Source organism: Phyllobacterium sp. 22229, assembly GCF_052056495.1.
GTDB lineage: Bacteria > Pseudomonadota > Alphaproteobacteria > Rhizobiales > Rhizobiaceae > Phyllobacterium > Phyllobacterium myrsinacearum.
Window position 1 is genome coordinate 101890 of sequence record NZ_JBQEPA010000007.1, and the last position, 15311, is coordinate 117200.

Genomic DNA, 15311 nt, shown 5'->3' on the forward strand with positions numbered 1-15311 from the left:
ACAATCGACACGAACGGGCCAGCCCAATGGCCCAAAATGGGGGAAGGCTGCGGCTTTTGGCATTTGAATCCGAAACAGTGGCAGATAGTGCCGCCAAGCCGGCCAGGCGGCCTGGTTTTCACAGGAGCCGTGGCGCCCGCCTGCTGGTTGGGCTCGCCGGGTTCATCGTATCGGTGCTCATCACCTTTCTCGGGCTCCTGGCAATCACCTTCTTCATTGGCCGCCTGGTCCCGATCGATCCGGTTCTCGCCGTCGTGGGCGACCGGGCGCCACGCGCTGTCTATGAGGCGGCGCGGCTGCAGATGGGCCTGGACCAGCCGGTGCCCATCCAGTTCATCCGCTATGTCGGCTCGGTCCTCTCGGGCGACCTCGGCACATCCGTGTCGACGGGCAAACTCGTTCTTGATGACCTGAAGCGCGTCTTTCCGGCAACGCTGGAAATGGCGACGCTCGGCATCATCATCGGCGTCCTGCTCGGCGTGCCCATGGGCGTCTATGCGGCGAGCCGCAGGGGCAGCCTCGTCGACCAGATCATCCGCGTCATCGGGCTTTTGGGCTACGCGGTGCCCGCCTTCTGGCTTGGCCTCGTCGGCCTTGCCGTCTTCTATGCGCGGCTGAAATGGGTCGCAGGGCCCGGCCGCCTCGACATCTTCTATGACGGCCTCATCGATCCCGTCACCGGCATCGTGCTGATCGACAGCCTGCTTGCCGGTGAAACCGATATCTTCTTCAATGCGCTCTGGCACCTGGCATTGCCCGCATCGGTGCTCGGGTTCTTCAGCCTTGCCTATATCGCGCGCATGACGCGCTCCTTCATGCTCGACCAGCTGTCGCAGGAATATGTAACCACGGCGCGCGTCAAGGGCGTCTCGGAGCGGCTGGTGATCTGGCGCCATGCCTTCCGCCCCATTCTGGTTCCCCTGATCACCGTGATCGGCCTTTCCTATGCCGGTCTCTTGGAGGGCTCGGTGATGATCGAGACGATCTTCTCCTGGCCGGGCATCGGTAACTATCTCACCGTGGCGCTGCTCAATGCCGACATGTCCGCCGTTCTCGGCGCCACGCTGGTGATCGGCGCCGTCTTCATCGGCATCAACAAGATTTCCGACGTGCTCTACCGCGTCCTCGATCCCCGTGCGCGTTAGGAGACGGCGATGACAACCATGCACAGCTGGCTGATCGATGACAGCCCCGCCTCCCGCCTGCAGGCCCGGCTTGGCCGCCTCTACCGCATATGCGGCGCCCTGTCGCGCAATCCGCTTGCCGCCGTCGGCGCAATCATCATTCTGCTGCTCATCCTCACAGCGATCTTCGCGCCGCTGATCGCCACCCATGATCCGCTGAAGCAGGATCTGGCGCAGCGCCTGCTGCCGCCCGGCAGCATCTACTGGATGGGTACCGACGAGCTTGGCCGGGATATCTGGTCGCGCGTCGTCTATGGCGCGCGTATCACCCTTGTCATCGTCGTGCTGGTCGCGGTGCTGGCAGCGCCCGCCGGACTGATCATCGGCGCCATATCAGGATATTTCGGCGGATGGATCGACCGCGTTCTCATGGGCGTCACCGATATTTTCCTGTCCATGCCGAAACTCATCCTGGCGCTGGCCCTTGTCGCGGCGCTCGGGCCCGGCATCGAGAACGCCATCATCGCCATCGCCATCACCTCATGGCCCGGTTATGCGCGCATCGCCCGAGCGGAAACACTGACCTTCAAGAATGCGGAGTTCATTGCCGCCATCCGCCTGCAGGGGGCGTCGTCGCTGCGGGTCATTCTCGGCCATGTGCTGCCGCTGTGCACCTCCTCGATGATCGTGCGCGTCACGCTCGACATGGCCGGCATCATCCTGACCGCCGCGGGCCTCGGCTTTATCGGGCTCGGAGCGCAGCCACCCCTGCCCGAATGGGGCGCCATGATTGCGCGCGGCCGTTCCTTCATCCTCGACCAGTGGTGGGTTGCCACCATGCCGGGCTTCGCCATCATCATCGTCAGCCTCGGCTTCTGCTTCCTCGGCGATGGCCTGCGTGACGTCCTTGATCCCAAGAGCGGAGAACAGCATTGAGCGCGCCCCCGCTTGAGATCGAAAACCTGCGTGTCTCCTTCCCCACGCAGAAGGGTATCATCGACGTGGTGCGCGGCGTCTCCTTCACCCTTGGCCGCGAACGGCTGGGGATTGTCGGCGAAAGCGGCTCGGGCAAATCGATGACCGGGCGCGCCATCCTCAAACTCATCCGCGCGCCCGGCACCATCCGTGCGGACACGTTCCGTTTCGATGGTATCGACCTGCTCAAACAGACAGAGAAGGCAATGCGCCGCATCCGTGGCGCCCGCATTTCCATGGTCATGCAGGACCCGAAATTCTCACTTAATCCGGTCATGACCGTGGGCGAGCAGATTGCGGAAGCCCTGCAAACCCACCAGCGCCTGTCCCGCCGGGAAACCCAAAAGCGCGTACTCACGATGCTCGAAGCGGTGCGCATCGATGATCCCGAACGGGTCGCCGGCCTTTACCCGCATGAGATTTCCGGCGGCATGGGCCAGCGGGTGATGATCGCCATGATGCTCATCCCCGAGCCCGATCTGCTGATTGCCGACGAGCCGACCTCGGCGCTCGACGTTTCGGTGCAGGCGCAGGTTCTCGACATCATCGACGAACAGGTCAGACGCAAGGGTATGGGCCTGATCTTCATCAGCCACGATCTCAACCTCGTCTCCAGCTATTGCGACCGCATACTGGTGATGAACACCGGCGAGATTGTCGAGGAATGCCAGGCGGGCGAATTGCGCAATGCCGTGCATCCCTATACGCGCGGGCTGATTGCCGCCATTCCGCGGCTCGATGAAACGCGTGACGAACTGCCCGTTCTCGACCGCAGCGCATGGGTGGCCAAATGACCGCACTCTCCCTGAAGCACCTCGACATCTCCTATGGCGAGACGCAGATCACCCACGGCATCAGCCTCGACATCGCCGAAGGCGAAAGCTTCGCGCTGGTTGGCGAAAGCGGTTCCGGCAAATCGACGGTGCTGAAGGCGGTTGCCGGTCTCGCACCGCAATGGACCGGCTCGATCACCGCTTTCGGCCAGCCGCGCAGCCACGGCATCGACCAGCATTTCGCCCGGCATTGCCAGATGGTGTTCCAGGACCCCTACGGTTCGCTGCATCCGCGCAAGACCATCGATGCCATCCTCAGTGAACCGCTGGCCATTCACGGCATCGGCAACCAGAACAGCCGGGTCGAGGACATGCTGGTCGCGGTCGGTCTCGACCGCAAATTCCGCTTCCGCTATCCCCATCAATTGTCCGGCGGCCAGCGCCAGCGCGTCGCCATCGCCCGCGCCCTGATGCTGGAACCCAAGCTGCTGCTTTTGGACGAGCCGACCTCGGCGCTTGATGTCTCGGTGCAGGCCGAGATTCTCAACCTTCTGAAGCGTCTGCGCCGCCAACAGAACCTCACCTTTCTCATGGTGACCCACAATCTGCCGGTCGTGTCCTTCCTCTGCGACCGTCTGGCGGTGATGCGCCACGGACGGATCGTCGAGATCGCCGATGTGGCCGACCTCAAGCGCGGCGCGCTCCAGGAACCCTATTCGCGTGAACTGATGGATATCAGCGTCGCGCATGCCGGTTGAACAATGACCCCAAGGAAATGAAAATGACACAGGATGAAGTCGCAACGGCCCTGGCCGAATTTGACGCCGGTATCGCCAATGGCACCCATGACGAAGCGCCGTGGCAGGCATTGCAGACGCTGTCGCAAAAGATCATCGGCGCCAAGCTGTTCACCATCATGACCGTCGACATGAAGAACGAGCTGGCCCGCCGTGAATACACATCCGACGCCGAAAGCTATCCAGTGTCCGGCACCAAGCCGATCCACTATGACCGCTGGTTCGACACGGTGCACAAGGACAGGCAGTCCTTCGTTGCCAACACTATCGCCGATATCGCGACGGTGTTTTCCGACCATGAAACGATCTGGGCGCTCGGCTGCGGTTCGGTCATCAATATTCCCGTGGTGATTGCGGGCGAGCTGCTCGGCACGGTCAATTGCCTCGATGTCGAGCACCACTACACGCCCGAACGGGTCGAGCGCTCAAAACTGCTGGCCATTCCGGCCAAGCTGGCGTTTCTGGCGGCCAGCAAGGCCGCCTAGACAGTACTCTCCTGCCCGTGCAATCAGCGGGCAGGAATGACGGCTGTCGCTTCGATTTCAACCAAAGCGCGATCTTCCAGAAGAGCTACGACCTGCACCAGGGTCATTGCCGGATAGTGCCGGCCGAAAACGCGGCGATAGGCTTCGCCCAGCCGCTTCTGTTCGGCCACATAGACCTTCTTGTCGGTGATGAACCAGGTCAGCCGCACGAGATCGGTTGTCTCGGCACCCGCGCTTGCCAGCACGTCGACAATGTTGCGCATGGCCTGCTCGGCCTGCCCGACGAAATCATCGGTCTCGAATGTCTGGTCCTTGGTCCAGCCGATCTGGCCGCCGACAAAGATGACCTTCCCCTCGGCTGCCATGCCGTTGGAGTATCCCTTTGCCGCCGGCCAGCCCTGCGGATGTATGATCTCTGCCATTCGAATGTCCTGCCTGATTATTGTATGGGTTATTGCTGATATGCCTTGCGCAATTGAAAGCGCTGTATTTTCCCGGTCGCCGTCTTGGGCAGCGCATCGAGGAATTTGATCGAACGCGGATATTTGTACGGCGCTATGACCTGTTTGACGTGGTCCTGCAAGCGCTTGACCGTTTCGCCGCTGGCGGAAACACCCGGCCGCAGCACCACATGCGCCTGGACGATCTGGCCGCGTTCCGCGTCGGGCGCACCGATGACGGCGCATTCGCTGACGTCGGGATGGGCGAGCAGTGCCGCCTCCACTTCCGGCCCGGCAATGTTGTAACCGGCGGAGATGATCATGTCGTCGGAGCGGGCGGCAAAATGGAAATAGCCGTCTTCGTCCTGAAAGAAGGAATCGCCGGTCAAATTCCAGCCGTCGCGCACATAATTCTTCTGGCGCTTGTCGGCGAGATAGCGGCAGCCGATGGGCCCGCGCACCGCCAGCCTGCCGATCTCGCCGCGCGGCACTTCGCGCATCGCCTCATCGACAATAACCGCCTGGTAGCCGCTGACGGGCTTGCCCGTCTTGCCGGGCCCGGAATCCTCCAGCCGGTTGCTGATGAAGATGTGCAGCATTTCCGTGGCGCCGATACCATCGAGCAGCGGCTTGCCGGTTTTTTGCATCCAGGCCTCATAGATCGGCGCCGGCAGCGTCTCGCCCGCCGAAACCGCGATGCGTAGCGAGGAAAGGTCCGCCCCCTCGTTCATTGCCTGCAGCATGACCCGGTAGGCGGTCGGCGCGGTAAAGCTGATGGTTGCCTTGTACGTCTCGATGAAGTCGATCATCTTTGGCGGCGTGGCCTGTTCCAGAAGGGTTGCCGCCGCGCCGAACCGCAGGGGAAAGATCGCCAGCCCGCCAAGACCGAAGGTGAAGGCAAGCGGCGGCGATCCCACGAAAATATCGTCGGGGCGAACGTCCAGAACTTCCTTCGCATAGCCGTCGGCGATGATGAGAATATCCCGATGAAAGTGCATCGTTGCCTTCGGCTCGCCCGTTGTGCCCGATGTGAAACCGAGCAGCGCGACATCGTCGCGGCCGGTTTTCACCGCCTCGAAACGCACGGATTTGTCGAGCGCGATCCGGTCCAGTTCCGCTTCGTGATTGGCTGTGCCGTCAAAGCCGACAACGCGCTTCAGGAACCGGCTGGTCTTCGCGCAGGTCTCCATGTCTTCGAGCAGTCGCGTATCGCACAGCGCCAGGGATATCTGCGCCTTGTCGACGATCTGTGTGAGTTCGCCCGCCCGCAGCATCGGCATCGTATTGACGACGACGGCCCCCACCTTGGTTGCCGCCAGCCAGCAGGCGACCATGGCCGGATTGTTGGCCGAGCGGATGAGAATGCGGTTGCCCGGCTCGACGCCGTAATTTTCGACCAGCGCATGGGCGATGCGGTTGGTCCAGTCGGTCAGTTCCTTGTAGGTGCGGCGGCGGCCATTGCCGATCAGCGCCGTATTGTCGCCAAACCCCTTGGCCACCATCGCGTCGGTCAGTTCCACGGCGGCGTTCAGCCATTCCGGATACTGGAAGTTCTCCATCAGCAGTTCCGGCCATTCCTCGAACGGAGGAAGATTATCCCGCGTAAAGTGATCCGTATGCGCCGATGGTCCCAACATTCGCTTTATCCCCTTGCAAGTTCATGCCTTGCGATGATTATTTTTTGTACGTCCGACGCACCTTCATAGATGCGCAATGCCCTGATTTCGCGGTAGAGGCGCTCGACAACACTGCCTTTGCGCACGCCGTCGCCGCCGTGAATCTGAACCGCCTTGTCGATCACGCTCTGCGCGCGGTCGGTAGCATAGAGCTTGGCCATGGCGGCTTCCCGGCTGACCCGTTCGGCGCCGCTGTCCTTCAGCCACGCCGCCCGGTAGACGAGCAGCGCCGCCGCATCGATATCCAGCGCCATATCGGCGATATGCCCCTGCACCATCTGCAGCTCGGACATGGGCGCGCCGAAGAGATGGCGGCCATTGGCACGTTTGACCGATTCCTCAAGCGCCCGGCGGGCAAAGCCCAGCGCGGCCGCCGCTACGGTCGAGCGGAAGACATCAAGCACCGACATGGCAATGCGAAAACCCTGCCCGGGCGAACCAATGAGAGCGGATGCCGGTATGCGGCAATTATCGAAGACCAGCCGCGCCAGCGGATGCGGGGCGATCACCTCAAGCCGTTCGGCGATGATCAGGCCCGGCGTGTCTGCAGGCACGATGAAGGCAGAAATGCCCTTGGCTCCATCCCCCTCGCCGGTGCGGGCAAACACCGTATAGACATCGGCGATGCCGCCGTTGGAAATCCAGGTCTTTTCACCATTGAGGACAAAGCTGTCGCCATCGCGCACGGCCGACAGTTCAAGATTGGCAACGTCGGATCCCGATTGCGGTTCGCTGAGGGCGAAGGCCGAGAGCGCCTTGCCTGCCCGCGTTCGCGTCAGCCATTCCCGCTTCTGCGCATCGGTCCCGAACAGGGAGAGCGCGCCGGTGCCGAGCCCCTGCATGGCAAAGGCGAAATCCGCCAGACCGTCATGCCGCGCCAGCGTTTCGCGGATGATGCAAAGGCTGCGCACGTCAAGCCTGCCGCCGGCGGCGGGATCAACTGCCGTGTGTTGGAGAAGACCGGCCGCTCCGAGCCCGGCAACCAGGTTCCGGCAGGCATCGTCGACATTTTCGTGGTCGATGTGGCCGGTGTTTTCCGTGGCCCAGCGTTCCACCTCATCGGCAAGACGGCGATGCACATCGTCGAAGAACGGCCATGACAGGAAGCTGCGGTCCATCATCTCAATCGCCCTTGAATACCGGGGTCTGATGCGCAACAAAGGCATCGTAGGCCCGCTGGAAATCCTGCGTCTGCATGCACAAGGCCTGTGCCTGCGCCTCCGCTTCGATGGCCTGGTCGATGGACATGGACCATTCCTGATTGAGCATGGTCTTGGTCATCATATGGCCGAATGTCGGCCCTTCGGCGAGACGCCTTGCCAGTTTGAGCGCCTCATCGTCCAATACATCCGGCACGACAATGCGGTTGTAAAAGCCCCAGCGCTCGCCCTCTTCGGCGGACATGCTGCGCCCGGTATAAAGCAGTTCGGCCGCGCGGCCCTGACCGATGATCCTTGGCAGGATGGCGCAGGCGCCCATGTCGCAACCGGCAAGCCCAACCCGCGTGAACAGGAAGGCGGTTTTGGCGGCCGGTGTCGCCAGACGCAGGTCGGAGGCCATGGCGATGATCGCGCCTGCACCCACGCACACGCCATCCACGGCGGCGATGACCGGCTTGCCGCAATGCATGATGGCCTTGACCAGATCGCCCGTCATGCGCGTGAATTCCAGCAGGCTTTTCATGTCCATCTTCAACAGCGGTCCGATGATGTCGTGTACATCGCCGCCCGAGCAGAAATTGCCACCATTGGAGCCGAAAACCACGGCCTTGATGTCGTCGGCATAGACGAGCGCGCGAAAACAGTCGCGCAGTTCGGCATAGCTGTCGAAGGTCAGCGGGTTCTTGCGCTCCGGCCGGTCAAGCGAGATGACCGCAATGCCATCGGTGACATGCCATTTGAAATGGGTCGCCGTGTAATGTGCCATCTCACGCATCGTGTTCCCCCTCGCTGTACAGTCCCTGCGCATGTTCAATCGTATCCAGCGTGGCGAGCAGCCCGGCTGTCACATCCACCGGCAGGCTGCCGAAAATCTCGTTGATCCACAGTTCATGCGCGGCGGCCATCCGGGCGAATTCATCCCGTCCCCGCTGCGTCAGCCGGACCAGCATGGCGCGTTTGTCACCCGCAACGGGCACACGCAGCACCGACCCGTCCGACACGAGCCGCTCGATAATGCCGGTGACATTGCCGTTGGAAACCCGCAGCGCCGAGGAGAGCTCGCTCATCTTCAGCCCCTCCTCGAACCGGTAGAGCGCGGCCATGACATCGAAACGCGGCAGGGTCGTATCGAACTCGACCCGCAGGTTTTCGCGCACCACCGCCTCGACATGCTTGGTCGCCTTGAGCATTTTCAGCCAGACGCGCAGGCTCTGCTTTACCTGCTCGGGCCCGGCTTTGCGGGCGGCGGACGGGCTGGTCTTGCTGCTCATACTTCGCCTCCTGAAATGGATATGGCCTGACCGGTGACGGAGCCGGAATGCGCGCCGCACAGCCACAGCACCGCCTGCGCGATCTCCTCCGGCTGGATCAGACGTTTCTGCGGATTGGACGCGACAAGGGCTGCAACAGCGTCCGCATGGCTCTTGCCGGTTTTCTGCATGATCGTGCCGATGGAACGCTCGAGCATCGGCGTCTCGGTGAAGCCGGGACAGACGGCATTGACGGTGACCCCGGTCTTCGCCAGTTCCAGCGCCAGCGACTGCACCAGCCCGATCACGCCGTGCTTGGCCGCGGCATAGGCGGCCACATAGGGATAGCCTTTCAGGCCCGCCGTCGAGGCAATGGCAATCAGCCGCCCGTCGTTTTTCGCCAGCATGTCAGGCAATCCGTGCTGGAAGGTCAGGAACACCCCGGTCAGATTGAGGTCGATCTGGCTTTGCCATGTCGCGAGATCAAGCTTCTGGAATGGTGTGCTGACGGCCGATCCGGCATTGGCAATGGCGATATCGAGCGGGCCAACATCGCTGCGGATGCGCTCGAACAGACGGCGGGACGAGCCCTCATCCGTGACATCGGCAGCGATGGAAACAATGCGCTCGGACTGTGCAGCGATGGCGCTCAGCGCTTCCATCCGGCGGCCCGCGATCACCACCTTTACCCCCTCGCCCGCCAGGGCAAGCGCAATGGCAGCGCCAACGCCGGAACCGCCGCCAGTGACCAATGCGACCTTGCCTTGGAGGGATTGTGTCATCTACGCGCCCTCGATGGGCGTGACGATTTCGGCCCGCTCCGCCAGCCGGTACATCTGATCCCGGCCGGGATAATAGGGTTTGGGCCAGTCCACGCCCTTGTCACCCAGCCCCACGGCCGCGTGCAGGGTCCAGTAGGGATCGGCCAGATGCGGGCGTGCAAGACACACCAGATCAGCGCGCCCGGCCAGCAGAATGGAATTGGCATGGTCCGGCTCGTAGATATTGCCGACGGCCATGGTCGCCATCCCGGTCTCGTTGCGGATGCGGTCGGAGAAAGGCGTCTGGAACATGCGGCCATAGACCGGCTTTGCCTCTATCGAGGTCTGGCCTGCCGACACGTCGCAGATATCGACACCCGCCTCCTGCAACAGCCGCGCGATCTCGACAGCATCCTGCGGCGTGATGCCTTTCTCGCCCACCCAGTCATTGGCGGAAATGCGCATGGAGATCGGCTTTCCCGATGGCCAGACGAGACGCACCGCACGGAAAATCTCCAGGGGATAGCGCATGCGGTTTTCCAGCGAACCGCCATAGGCGTCGGTGCGGTTGTTCATGACAGGCGTTATGAAGGACGACAGGAGATAGCCGTGCGCCGCATGGATTTCCAGCATGTCGAACCCGGCCCGGTCAGCCATTTCGGCTGAAGCAACGAACTGGTCCCGCACCCGGTCCATATCGGCGCGGGTCATGGCGATGGGGGTCTGGTTGTCCGGCGACCACGGCAGATCGGAAGCGGACAGAACCGGCCAGTTGCCATCAGGCAAGGGCACATCCGTTCCCTCCCAGCCGAGGCGTGTCGAGCCCTTCGCGCCGGAATGGCCAAGCTGGCAGCTGACCTTCGCCCCCGTCTCCGCATGGATGAAACCGACTATCCGTTTCCACGCCGCTTCGTGTTCCGGCGCATACATGCCGGTGCAGCCGGGCGTGATCCGCCCCTCGGGGCTGACGCAGGTCATCTCGATGGTCACCAGACCCGCCCCGCCCTTGGCACGCTCGCCGTAGTGGACGAGATGCCAATCGGTGGGCGTTCCGTCGATAGCCTTGTACTGCGCCATCGGCGAGACCACGATGCGGTTCTTCAGGGTCATGTCGCGCAGCCTGAACGGCGCAAACATCGGCGCGCGCTGCGTTCCCTTTTTTGCGCCGGCCTTTTCCTGAAACCACGCTTCGGCACTTCCCAGCCATGTCCTGTCGCGCAGCCGCAGGTTTTCATGGCTGATGCGCTGGGAGCGGGTCAGAAGCGAATAGTTGAACTGGACGGGATCAAGATCGAAATAACGCTCGACCTCCTCGAACCATTCGAGTGAATTGCGCGCCGCCGATTGCAGCCGCAGCACCTGCAGCCGCCGTTCATCCTCGTATTTGGCAAAGGCATCCGCGACGGACTTTTCCGAGTGGAGATAATTGGCAAGGGCAATCGCGCTTTCCAGCGCCAGCTTGGTGCCGGAACCGATGGAGAAATGCGCAGTCGCCGCCGCGTCGCCGAGCAGCACCACATTGTCGTGGGACCACTTTTCGCACAGCACGCGCGGGAAACTGATCCAGGCGGAACCTCTGATGTGATTGGCATTGGTCATCAGCGCATGACCACCGAGATATTTGGCGAAAATCCGCTCACAGACCGCAATCGACTCCTGCTGGCTCATGCCGCCAAAGCCGAACTTATCCCAGGTCTCCTGGCTGCATTCGACGATGAAGGTCGCCGTATCGGCATCGAACTGGTAGGCATGCGCCCAGACCCAGCCGTGCTCCGTCTCCTCGAAAATGAAGGTGAAGGCATCGTCGAATTTCTGGTGCGTGCCAAGCCAGACGAACTTGCACTTGCGCGTGTCGATTTCCGGCTTGAAATGTGCGGCAAACGTCGAACGGGCACGGGAATTCAATCCGTCGGCGGCAACGACCAGATCGTAATCCCTGGCGAGGGCGGCGATGTCTTCAACAGGTGTTTCAAACTGCAGCTTGACGCCGAGTTCACGCGCCCGCTCCTGCAGCAGCATCAGCAGCGTCTTGCGCCCGATGCCGCAAAAGCCATGGCCGGTCGATACCGTCTCGGTCTGCTTGAAATGAACGGCGATATCGTCCCAATAGGCGAAATGGTCGCGGATCGCATCGGCACTAACGGGATCGTTGGCGGCAAGATTGGACAGGGTTTCGCTCGACAGCACCACGCCCCAGCCGAACGTGTCATCGGCCCGGTTGCGCTCGATCACCGTGATGTCGTGGCCGGGATCGCGCAGCTTCATGCTGATCGCGAAATAGAGACCGGCGGGCCCTCCTCCAAGACAGGCGATCTTCATCAGGCATACTCCCGTTTGACCTTGCGCATCGTGTCATCGCATCAAAATAATTTCAAGCATGAAATTTCAAGCTTGAATAATTTCCGATTTATAGGGATAGTCAGGTCAAGCAGAGCAAACTGCAGGGGGGATGCGATATGGAAAACTATATCCAAACCGACGTGAAGGATGGTTATGCCATCCTGACATTGACACGCCCCGAGGCGCGCAATGCGCTGAACACCAGCATGCTCAGGCAGTTGGCCGACAGCCTCGCCCGCTTTGACCGCGACCCCGAAATCCGCACCATCATCCTCACCGGCGCCGAAGGCAATTTCGCCTCGGGCGCCGATATCGGCGAGATCGCCGACAAGACATCCGTCGATGGCGTGCACGATCTGCGCCTGCATGCCTGGGACGCCATCGCCAGGGTGCGCAAACCGCTGATCGCGGCGGTCGAGGGCTATTGTCTCGGCGGCGGATTTGAACTGGCGCAGCGCTGCGACCTGATCGTTGCGGCCGGCAATGCCACTTTCGGACAGCCGGAAATCCGGCTCGGCCTCATTCCCGGTGCGGGCGGCATTCAGCGGTTGACAGCGCTTCTCGGCAAATCCCGGGCGATGCGGCTGCTGCTGACCGGCGAAACGATCAGCGGCACCGATGCGTTCGACTGGGGTATTGCCTCGCACGGCACCCCTGCCGGGGAAAGCCTTGCGGCGGCTGAAGACCTTGCCGCCAAACTCGCCAGGGGCGCACCGCTGGCCCAGCAATTCGTCAAGCAGGCGGTGCTGACCGCGCTGGACGATCAGAATGCCCTGGCGCTGGAACGCCGGTCGTTCGAGCTGCTTTTATCCACCGACGACAAGGCCGAGGGCATCGCCGCCTTCCGCGCCAAGCGCCAGCCTGAATTCCGGGGGCGCTAGCATGGGGCAGCCGGTCGATATCGCAGGCGTCGCCGGTGCAGGCACCATGGGCCGGGGCATCGCGCATCTGCTGGCACGATCCGGAATAAGAACGATCCTCTACGATACGCAGGACGGCATGGCCGAGAGGGCGAAGGCGACAATCCTTGCCGATATCGGCCAGCGCATCGCCCGCGGCAAATCAACGGAAGCCGAGCGCGACGCCTGCGCCAGGAATATCATCATTGCCGGCACCGTGCAGGATATGGCACCGGCGCACCTCGTCATCGAAGCCATCATCGAGACGCTGGAGGCCAAGGCCGAGCTGTTTCAGGCACTGGAAGCGGTCTGCGCCGCAAATTGCCTTTTTGCCACCAACACCTCTTCCCTTTCCGTCGAAGCGATTGCACGCACGATCCAACGCCCGCAGCGCTTCGCAGGACTGCATTTCTTCAACCCCGCCCCGCTGATGAAGCTGGTCGAGGTCGTCGCCGGGCCACAAACGGAAGCAGGCGTGACGGAGCGGCTGTCCGGTCTCGTCAAGACCCTGGGCAAGCAGCCCGTCGAGGTGGGCGACAGCCCCGGCTTCCTCGTCAATCGCTGTGCCCGGCCTTTTTACGGCGAAGCGCTCCAACTGCTCGAAGACGGCGTTACCGATGCCGCAACCATCGACATGTGCCTTACATCGTCAGGCGGTTTTCCGCTTGGGCCGTTCGAGCTGATCGATCTTGTCGGCGTGGACATCAACCTCGCCGCGACGACCTCCGTATGGCAGGGGTTCGACCAGTCGCCGCGCTTCAAGCCATCGCCGCTCCTTGAGGACATGAAGGCGGCGGGCAGGCTCGGCCGCAAGACCGGAAGCGGATTTTTCACCTATCCGCGTCAGGACAACGTGCTGGCGGGGGAAAATCATATATCCACCGCCAACGAACTGAAGCGGCAACTGGAAACACGCACCGGTGTTGCCGTGCATCTGAGCGACGGGCGGACGGCCCGCGAACTGTCCGCGGACAGCCGCCAGCCGGTTATCGTGCTTGACCGGCAGATCGGCCAGTGGCGCGGTCCCGTTTCCCTCGCTTTCGCCCAGCATGATCTGCGTGATGCCGATATCCAGTCCATAGCGCTGCAGGCCAAATCGCTCGGTGTTGAACTGCACGAGGTTGCCGATACATCAGGCCTCGTATTTCTGCGCGTGGCGGCCATGCTGGTCAACGAAGCCGCCTTCGCCTTCGAGCAGGGATTGGCCACCACGGCGGGGATCGACACCGCCTTGAAACTCGGCCTGAATTTCCGCCACGGCCCGCACGAAATGCTGGGCGCGCTAGGCCTTCCAGCGGTCAGCAACACGCTGGAGCGCTGCGGCCAGACCCATCCTTCCGGGCGATATGATGCCTGTCCCGCTCTGGCGGACTTTGCGGAGGACGCAACAACCAAGCGTTAGTTGGCACGGGCACTTGCATCGCGAATCAATTTAGAATTGAGATGAACCATAAAATAAGGGGAACGACGCAATGAAACGAATAGCAGCAGCGGCATTGATGGCGGGTTTGACTTTTGCCGGTCAGGCCATGGCCGAACCCGTGAAGATCGGCATGATCACGACATTGTCCGGCGGCGGCGCAGGCCTTGGCATCGATATACGCGATGGCTTTCTTCTCGCCATCAAGGAATCCGGCAACAAGGACATCAAGGTCATCGTCGAGGACGATGCGCAGAAGCCGGAACTCGCCGTGCAGATCGCCGACAAGATGGTCCAGAGCGAAAAAGTCGACATCCTGACCGGCATCGTCTGGTCGAACCTCGCCATGGCTGTCGTGCCGGGTGTTGTCGGCCAGGGCACATTCTACCTCTCGACCAATGCCGGACCGTCGGCCCTGGCGGGCGCCAACTGCAACCCCAATTATTTCAACATCGCCTACCAGAACGACAATCTGCATGAGGCCATGGGCAATTATGCCAACACGGCCAACTACAAGAAGACCTTCATTCTTGCGCCAAACTATCCCGCGGGCACCGATGCATTGACGGGCTTCAAGCGCTTCTACAAGGGTGCGCTGGCAGGCGAGCTCTACACCAAGGTCGGCCAGACCGATTATGCCACCGAGATCGCGCAGATCCGCGCCTCCGGCGCCGATTCCGTCTACTTCTTCCTGCCCGGCGGCATGGGTATTGCCTTCATGAAGCAGTATTCGCAGTCCGGCATTTCCACGCCGGTCATGGGACCCGGCTTTTCCTTCGATCAGGATGTGCTTGGCGCCATCGGCGATGCGGCCATCGGCGTGAAGAACTCGTCGCATTGGTCGAAAGACCTCGATAATGCGGCCAACAAGAAATACGTCGCCGCTTTCAAGGCCGAGTACAAGCGCCTGCCGTCGCTCTATGCGACACAGGGCTATGACACCGCCAACCTGATCCTCTCGGCGGTCGCCAAGGCCAGCGTCAAGGACAAGGATGCGTTCCGGGCCGCACTCAAGGAAGCCAAGTTCGATTCCGTGCGCGGCAAGTTCAAGTTCGGCAACAACAACCACCCGATCCAGGACATCTATGTGCGCGAAGTGATCAAGGAAGACGGCGTTCTCACCAACAAGATCGTCGCCACCAGCTTCACCGACCATCAGGATGCCTATGCGGCCAGCTGCAAGATGTGAGCGATAAACGGGGCGCGCGGAG

15 protein-coding genes are annotated in these 15311 nt (G+C 62.0%); 8 read left to right on the forward strand and 7 right to left on the reverse strand.

The features are described 5' to 3' along the window. Positions 1–56: 56 nt before the first annotated feature. The 5 genes from ACTJJ7_RS10455 to ACTJJ7_RS10475 are packed head-to-tail and all read left to right on the forward strand — an operon-like array spanning position 57 to position 4154. Positions 57–1145 carry an ABC transporter permease gene (locus tag ACTJJ7_RS10455; protein WP_440966968.1) on the forward strand — a complete coding sequence of 363 codons (1089 nt, stop codon included), beginning with the start codon at positions 57–59 and terminating at the stop codon, positions 1143–1145. A gap of 18 nt (positions 1146–1163) precedes the next feature. Next, positions 1164–2060 carry an ABC transporter permease gene (locus ACTJJ7_RS10460; protein WP_425350484.1) on the forward strand — a complete coding sequence of 299 codons (897 nt, stop codon included), beginning with the start codon at positions 1164–1166 and terminating at the stop codon, positions 2058–2060. Next, on the forward strand, positions 2057–2893 hold the full coding sequence (locus tag ACTJJ7_RS10465; protein ID WP_440966969.1) for an ABC transporter ATP-binding protein: 837 nt from the start codon (positions 2057–2059) through the stop codon (positions 2891–2893). Before ACTJJ7_RS10460 ends, ACTJJ7_RS10465 begins: the two co-directional genes overlap by 4 nt. Continuing rightward, entirely contained in the window at positions 2890–3630 is a 741-nt protein-coding gene (locus tag ACTJJ7_RS10470; RefSeq protein ID WP_440966971.1) for an ABC transporter ATP-binding protein, read from the forward strand. Before ACTJJ7_RS10465 ends, ACTJJ7_RS10470 begins: the two co-directional genes overlap by 4 nt. Before the next feature lie 23 nt (positions 3631–3653). Further along, positions 3654–4154, forward strand: coding sequence for a GAF domain-containing protein (locus ACTJJ7_RS10475; RefSeq protein WP_105735386.1), 501 nt, complete (start codon positions 3654–3656; stop codon positions 4152–4154). A 23-nt stretch (positions 4155–4177) separates the two neighbouring features. On the opposite strand, the gene ACTJJ7_RS10480 is transcribed toward ACTJJ7_RS10475, so the two are convergent. Genes ACTJJ7_RS10480 through ACTJJ7_RS10510 form a run of 7 tightly spaced genes read right to left on the reverse strand, consistent with a single transcriptional unit; the run spans position 4178 to position 11760 of the window. Further along, entirely contained in the window at positions 4178–4576 is a 399-nt protein-coding gene (locus ACTJJ7_RS10480) for a RidA family protein (RefSeq protein WP_440966973.1), read from the reverse strand. Between the two features lie 29 nt (positions 4577–4605). Next, the gene (locus ACTJJ7_RS10485; protein ID WP_440966975.1) at positions 4606–6231 is read right to left on the reverse strand and encodes an AMP-binding protein; all 1626 of its coding nucleotides are present in this window, start codon (positions 6229–6231) and stop codon (positions 4606–4608) included. A gap of 5 nt (positions 6232–6236) precedes the next feature. Then, on the reverse strand, positions 6237–7391 hold the full coding sequence (locus ACTJJ7_RS10490; RefSeq protein ID WP_440966977.1) for an acyl-CoA dehydrogenase family protein: 1155 nt from the start codon (positions 7389–7391) through the stop codon (positions 6237–6239). A 1-nt stretch (position 7392) separates the two neighbouring features. Further along, complete coding sequence (locus ACTJJ7_RS10495) at positions 7393–8205, reverse strand: enoyl-CoA hydratase family protein (RefSeq protein ID WP_440966979.1); 813 nt, start codon at positions 8203–8205, stop codon at positions 7393–7395. Next, entirely contained in the window at positions 8198–8701 is a 504-nt protein-coding gene (locus tag ACTJJ7_RS10500; RefSeq protein ID WP_105735128.1) for a MarR family winged helix-turn-helix transcriptional regulator, read from the reverse strand. The genes ACTJJ7_RS10495 and ACTJJ7_RS10500 overlap by 8 nt, the downstream gene beginning before the upstream one ends. After that, complete coding sequence (locus ACTJJ7_RS10505; RefSeq protein ID WP_440966981.1) at positions 8698–9462, reverse strand: SDR family NAD(P)-dependent oxidoreductase; 765 nt, start codon at positions 9460–9462, stop codon at positions 8698–8700. Before ACTJJ7_RS10505 ends, ACTJJ7_RS10500 begins: the two co-directional genes overlap by 4 nt. Continuing rightward, on the reverse strand, positions 9463–11760 hold the full coding sequence (locus tag ACTJJ7_RS10510) for a bifunctional salicylyl-CoA 5-hydroxylase/oxidoreductase (RefSeq protein WP_440966983.1): 2298 nt from the start codon (positions 11758–11760) through the stop codon (positions 9463–9465). Between the two features lie 137 nt (positions 11761–11897). Here ACTJJ7_RS10510 and ACTJJ7_RS10515 point away from each other — a divergent pair, with 137 nt between their 5' ends. The 3 genes from ACTJJ7_RS10515 (at position 11898) to ACTJJ7_RS10525 (ending at position 15289) form a co-directional block, all read left to right on the forward strand. Further along, positions 11898–12662, forward strand: coding sequence for an enoyl-CoA hydratase-related protein (locus tag ACTJJ7_RS10515; protein ID WP_105735131.1), 765 nt, complete (start codon positions 11898–11900; stop codon positions 12660–12662). A gap of 1 nt (position 12663) precedes the next feature. Then, positions 12664–14082, forward strand: coding sequence for a 3-hydroxyacyl-CoA dehydrogenase NAD-binding domain-containing protein (locus tag ACTJJ7_RS10520; protein WP_440966985.1), 1419 nt, complete (start codon positions 12664–12666; stop codon positions 14080–14082). A 70-nt stretch (positions 14083–14152) separates the two neighbouring features. Next, a complete protein-coding gene (locus ACTJJ7_RS10525) occupies positions 14153–15289 on the forward strand; it encodes an ABC transporter substrate-binding protein (RefSeq protein WP_440966987.1) in 1137 nt (378 codons plus the stop codon). The last annotated feature ends 22 nt before the right edge of the window (positions 15290–15311 follow it).

Bases quoted from the DNA above. Each gene is read 5' to 3' on its own strand.
- ACTJJ7_RS10460 (WP_425350484.1), top strand. From the start codon at position 1,164: ATGCACAGCTGGCTGATCGATGACAGCCCCGCCTCCCGCCTGCAGGCC.
- ACTJJ7_RS10470 (WP_440966971.1), top strand. From the start codon at position 2,890: ATGACCGCACTCTCCCTGAAGCACCTCGACATCTCCTATGGCGAGACG.
- ACTJJ7_RS10475 (WP_105735386.1), top strand. From the start codon at position 3,654: ATGACACAGGATGAAGTCGCAACGGCCCTGGCCGAATTTGACGCCGGT.
- ACTJJ7_RS10480 (WP_440966973.1), bottom strand. From the start codon at position 4,576: ATGGCAGAGATCATACATCCGCAGGGCTGGCCGGCGGCAAAGGGATAC.
- ACTJJ7_RS10485 (WP_440966975.1), bottom strand. From the start codon at position 6,231: ATGTTGGGACCATCGGCGCATACGGATCACTTTACGCGGGATAATCTT.
- ACTJJ7_RS10490 (WP_440966977.1), bottom strand. From the start codon at position 7,391: ATGATGGACCGCAGCTTCCTGTCATGGCCGTTCTTCGACGATGTGCAT.
- ACTJJ7_RS10495 (WP_440966979.1), bottom strand. From the start codon at position 8,205: ATGCGTGAGATGGCACATTACACGGCGACCCATTTCAAATGGCATGTC.
- ACTJJ7_RS10500 (WP_105735128.1), bottom strand. From the start codon at position 8,701: ATGAGCAGCAAGACCAGCCCGTCCGCCGCCCGCAAAGCCGGGCCCGAG.
- ACTJJ7_RS10505 (WP_440966981.1), bottom strand. From the start codon at position 9,462: ATGACACAATCCCTCCAAGGCAAGGTCGCATTGGTCACTGGCGGCGGT.
- ACTJJ7_RS10510 (WP_440966983.1), bottom strand. From the start codon at position 11,760: ATGAAGATCGCCTGTCTTGGAGGAGGGCCCGCCGGTCTCTATTTCGCG.
- ACTJJ7_RS10515 (WP_105735131.1), top strand. From the start codon at position 11,898: ATGGAAAACTATATCCAAACCGACGTGAAGGATGGTTATGCCATCCTG.
- ACTJJ7_RS10520 (WP_440966985.1), top strand. From the start codon at position 12,664: ATGGGGCAGCCGGTCGATATCGCAGGCGTCGCCGGTGCAGGCACCATG.
- ACTJJ7_RS10525 (WP_440966987.1), top strand. From the start codon at position 14,153: ATGAAACGAATAGCAGCAGCGGCATTGATGGCGGGTTTGACTTTTGCC.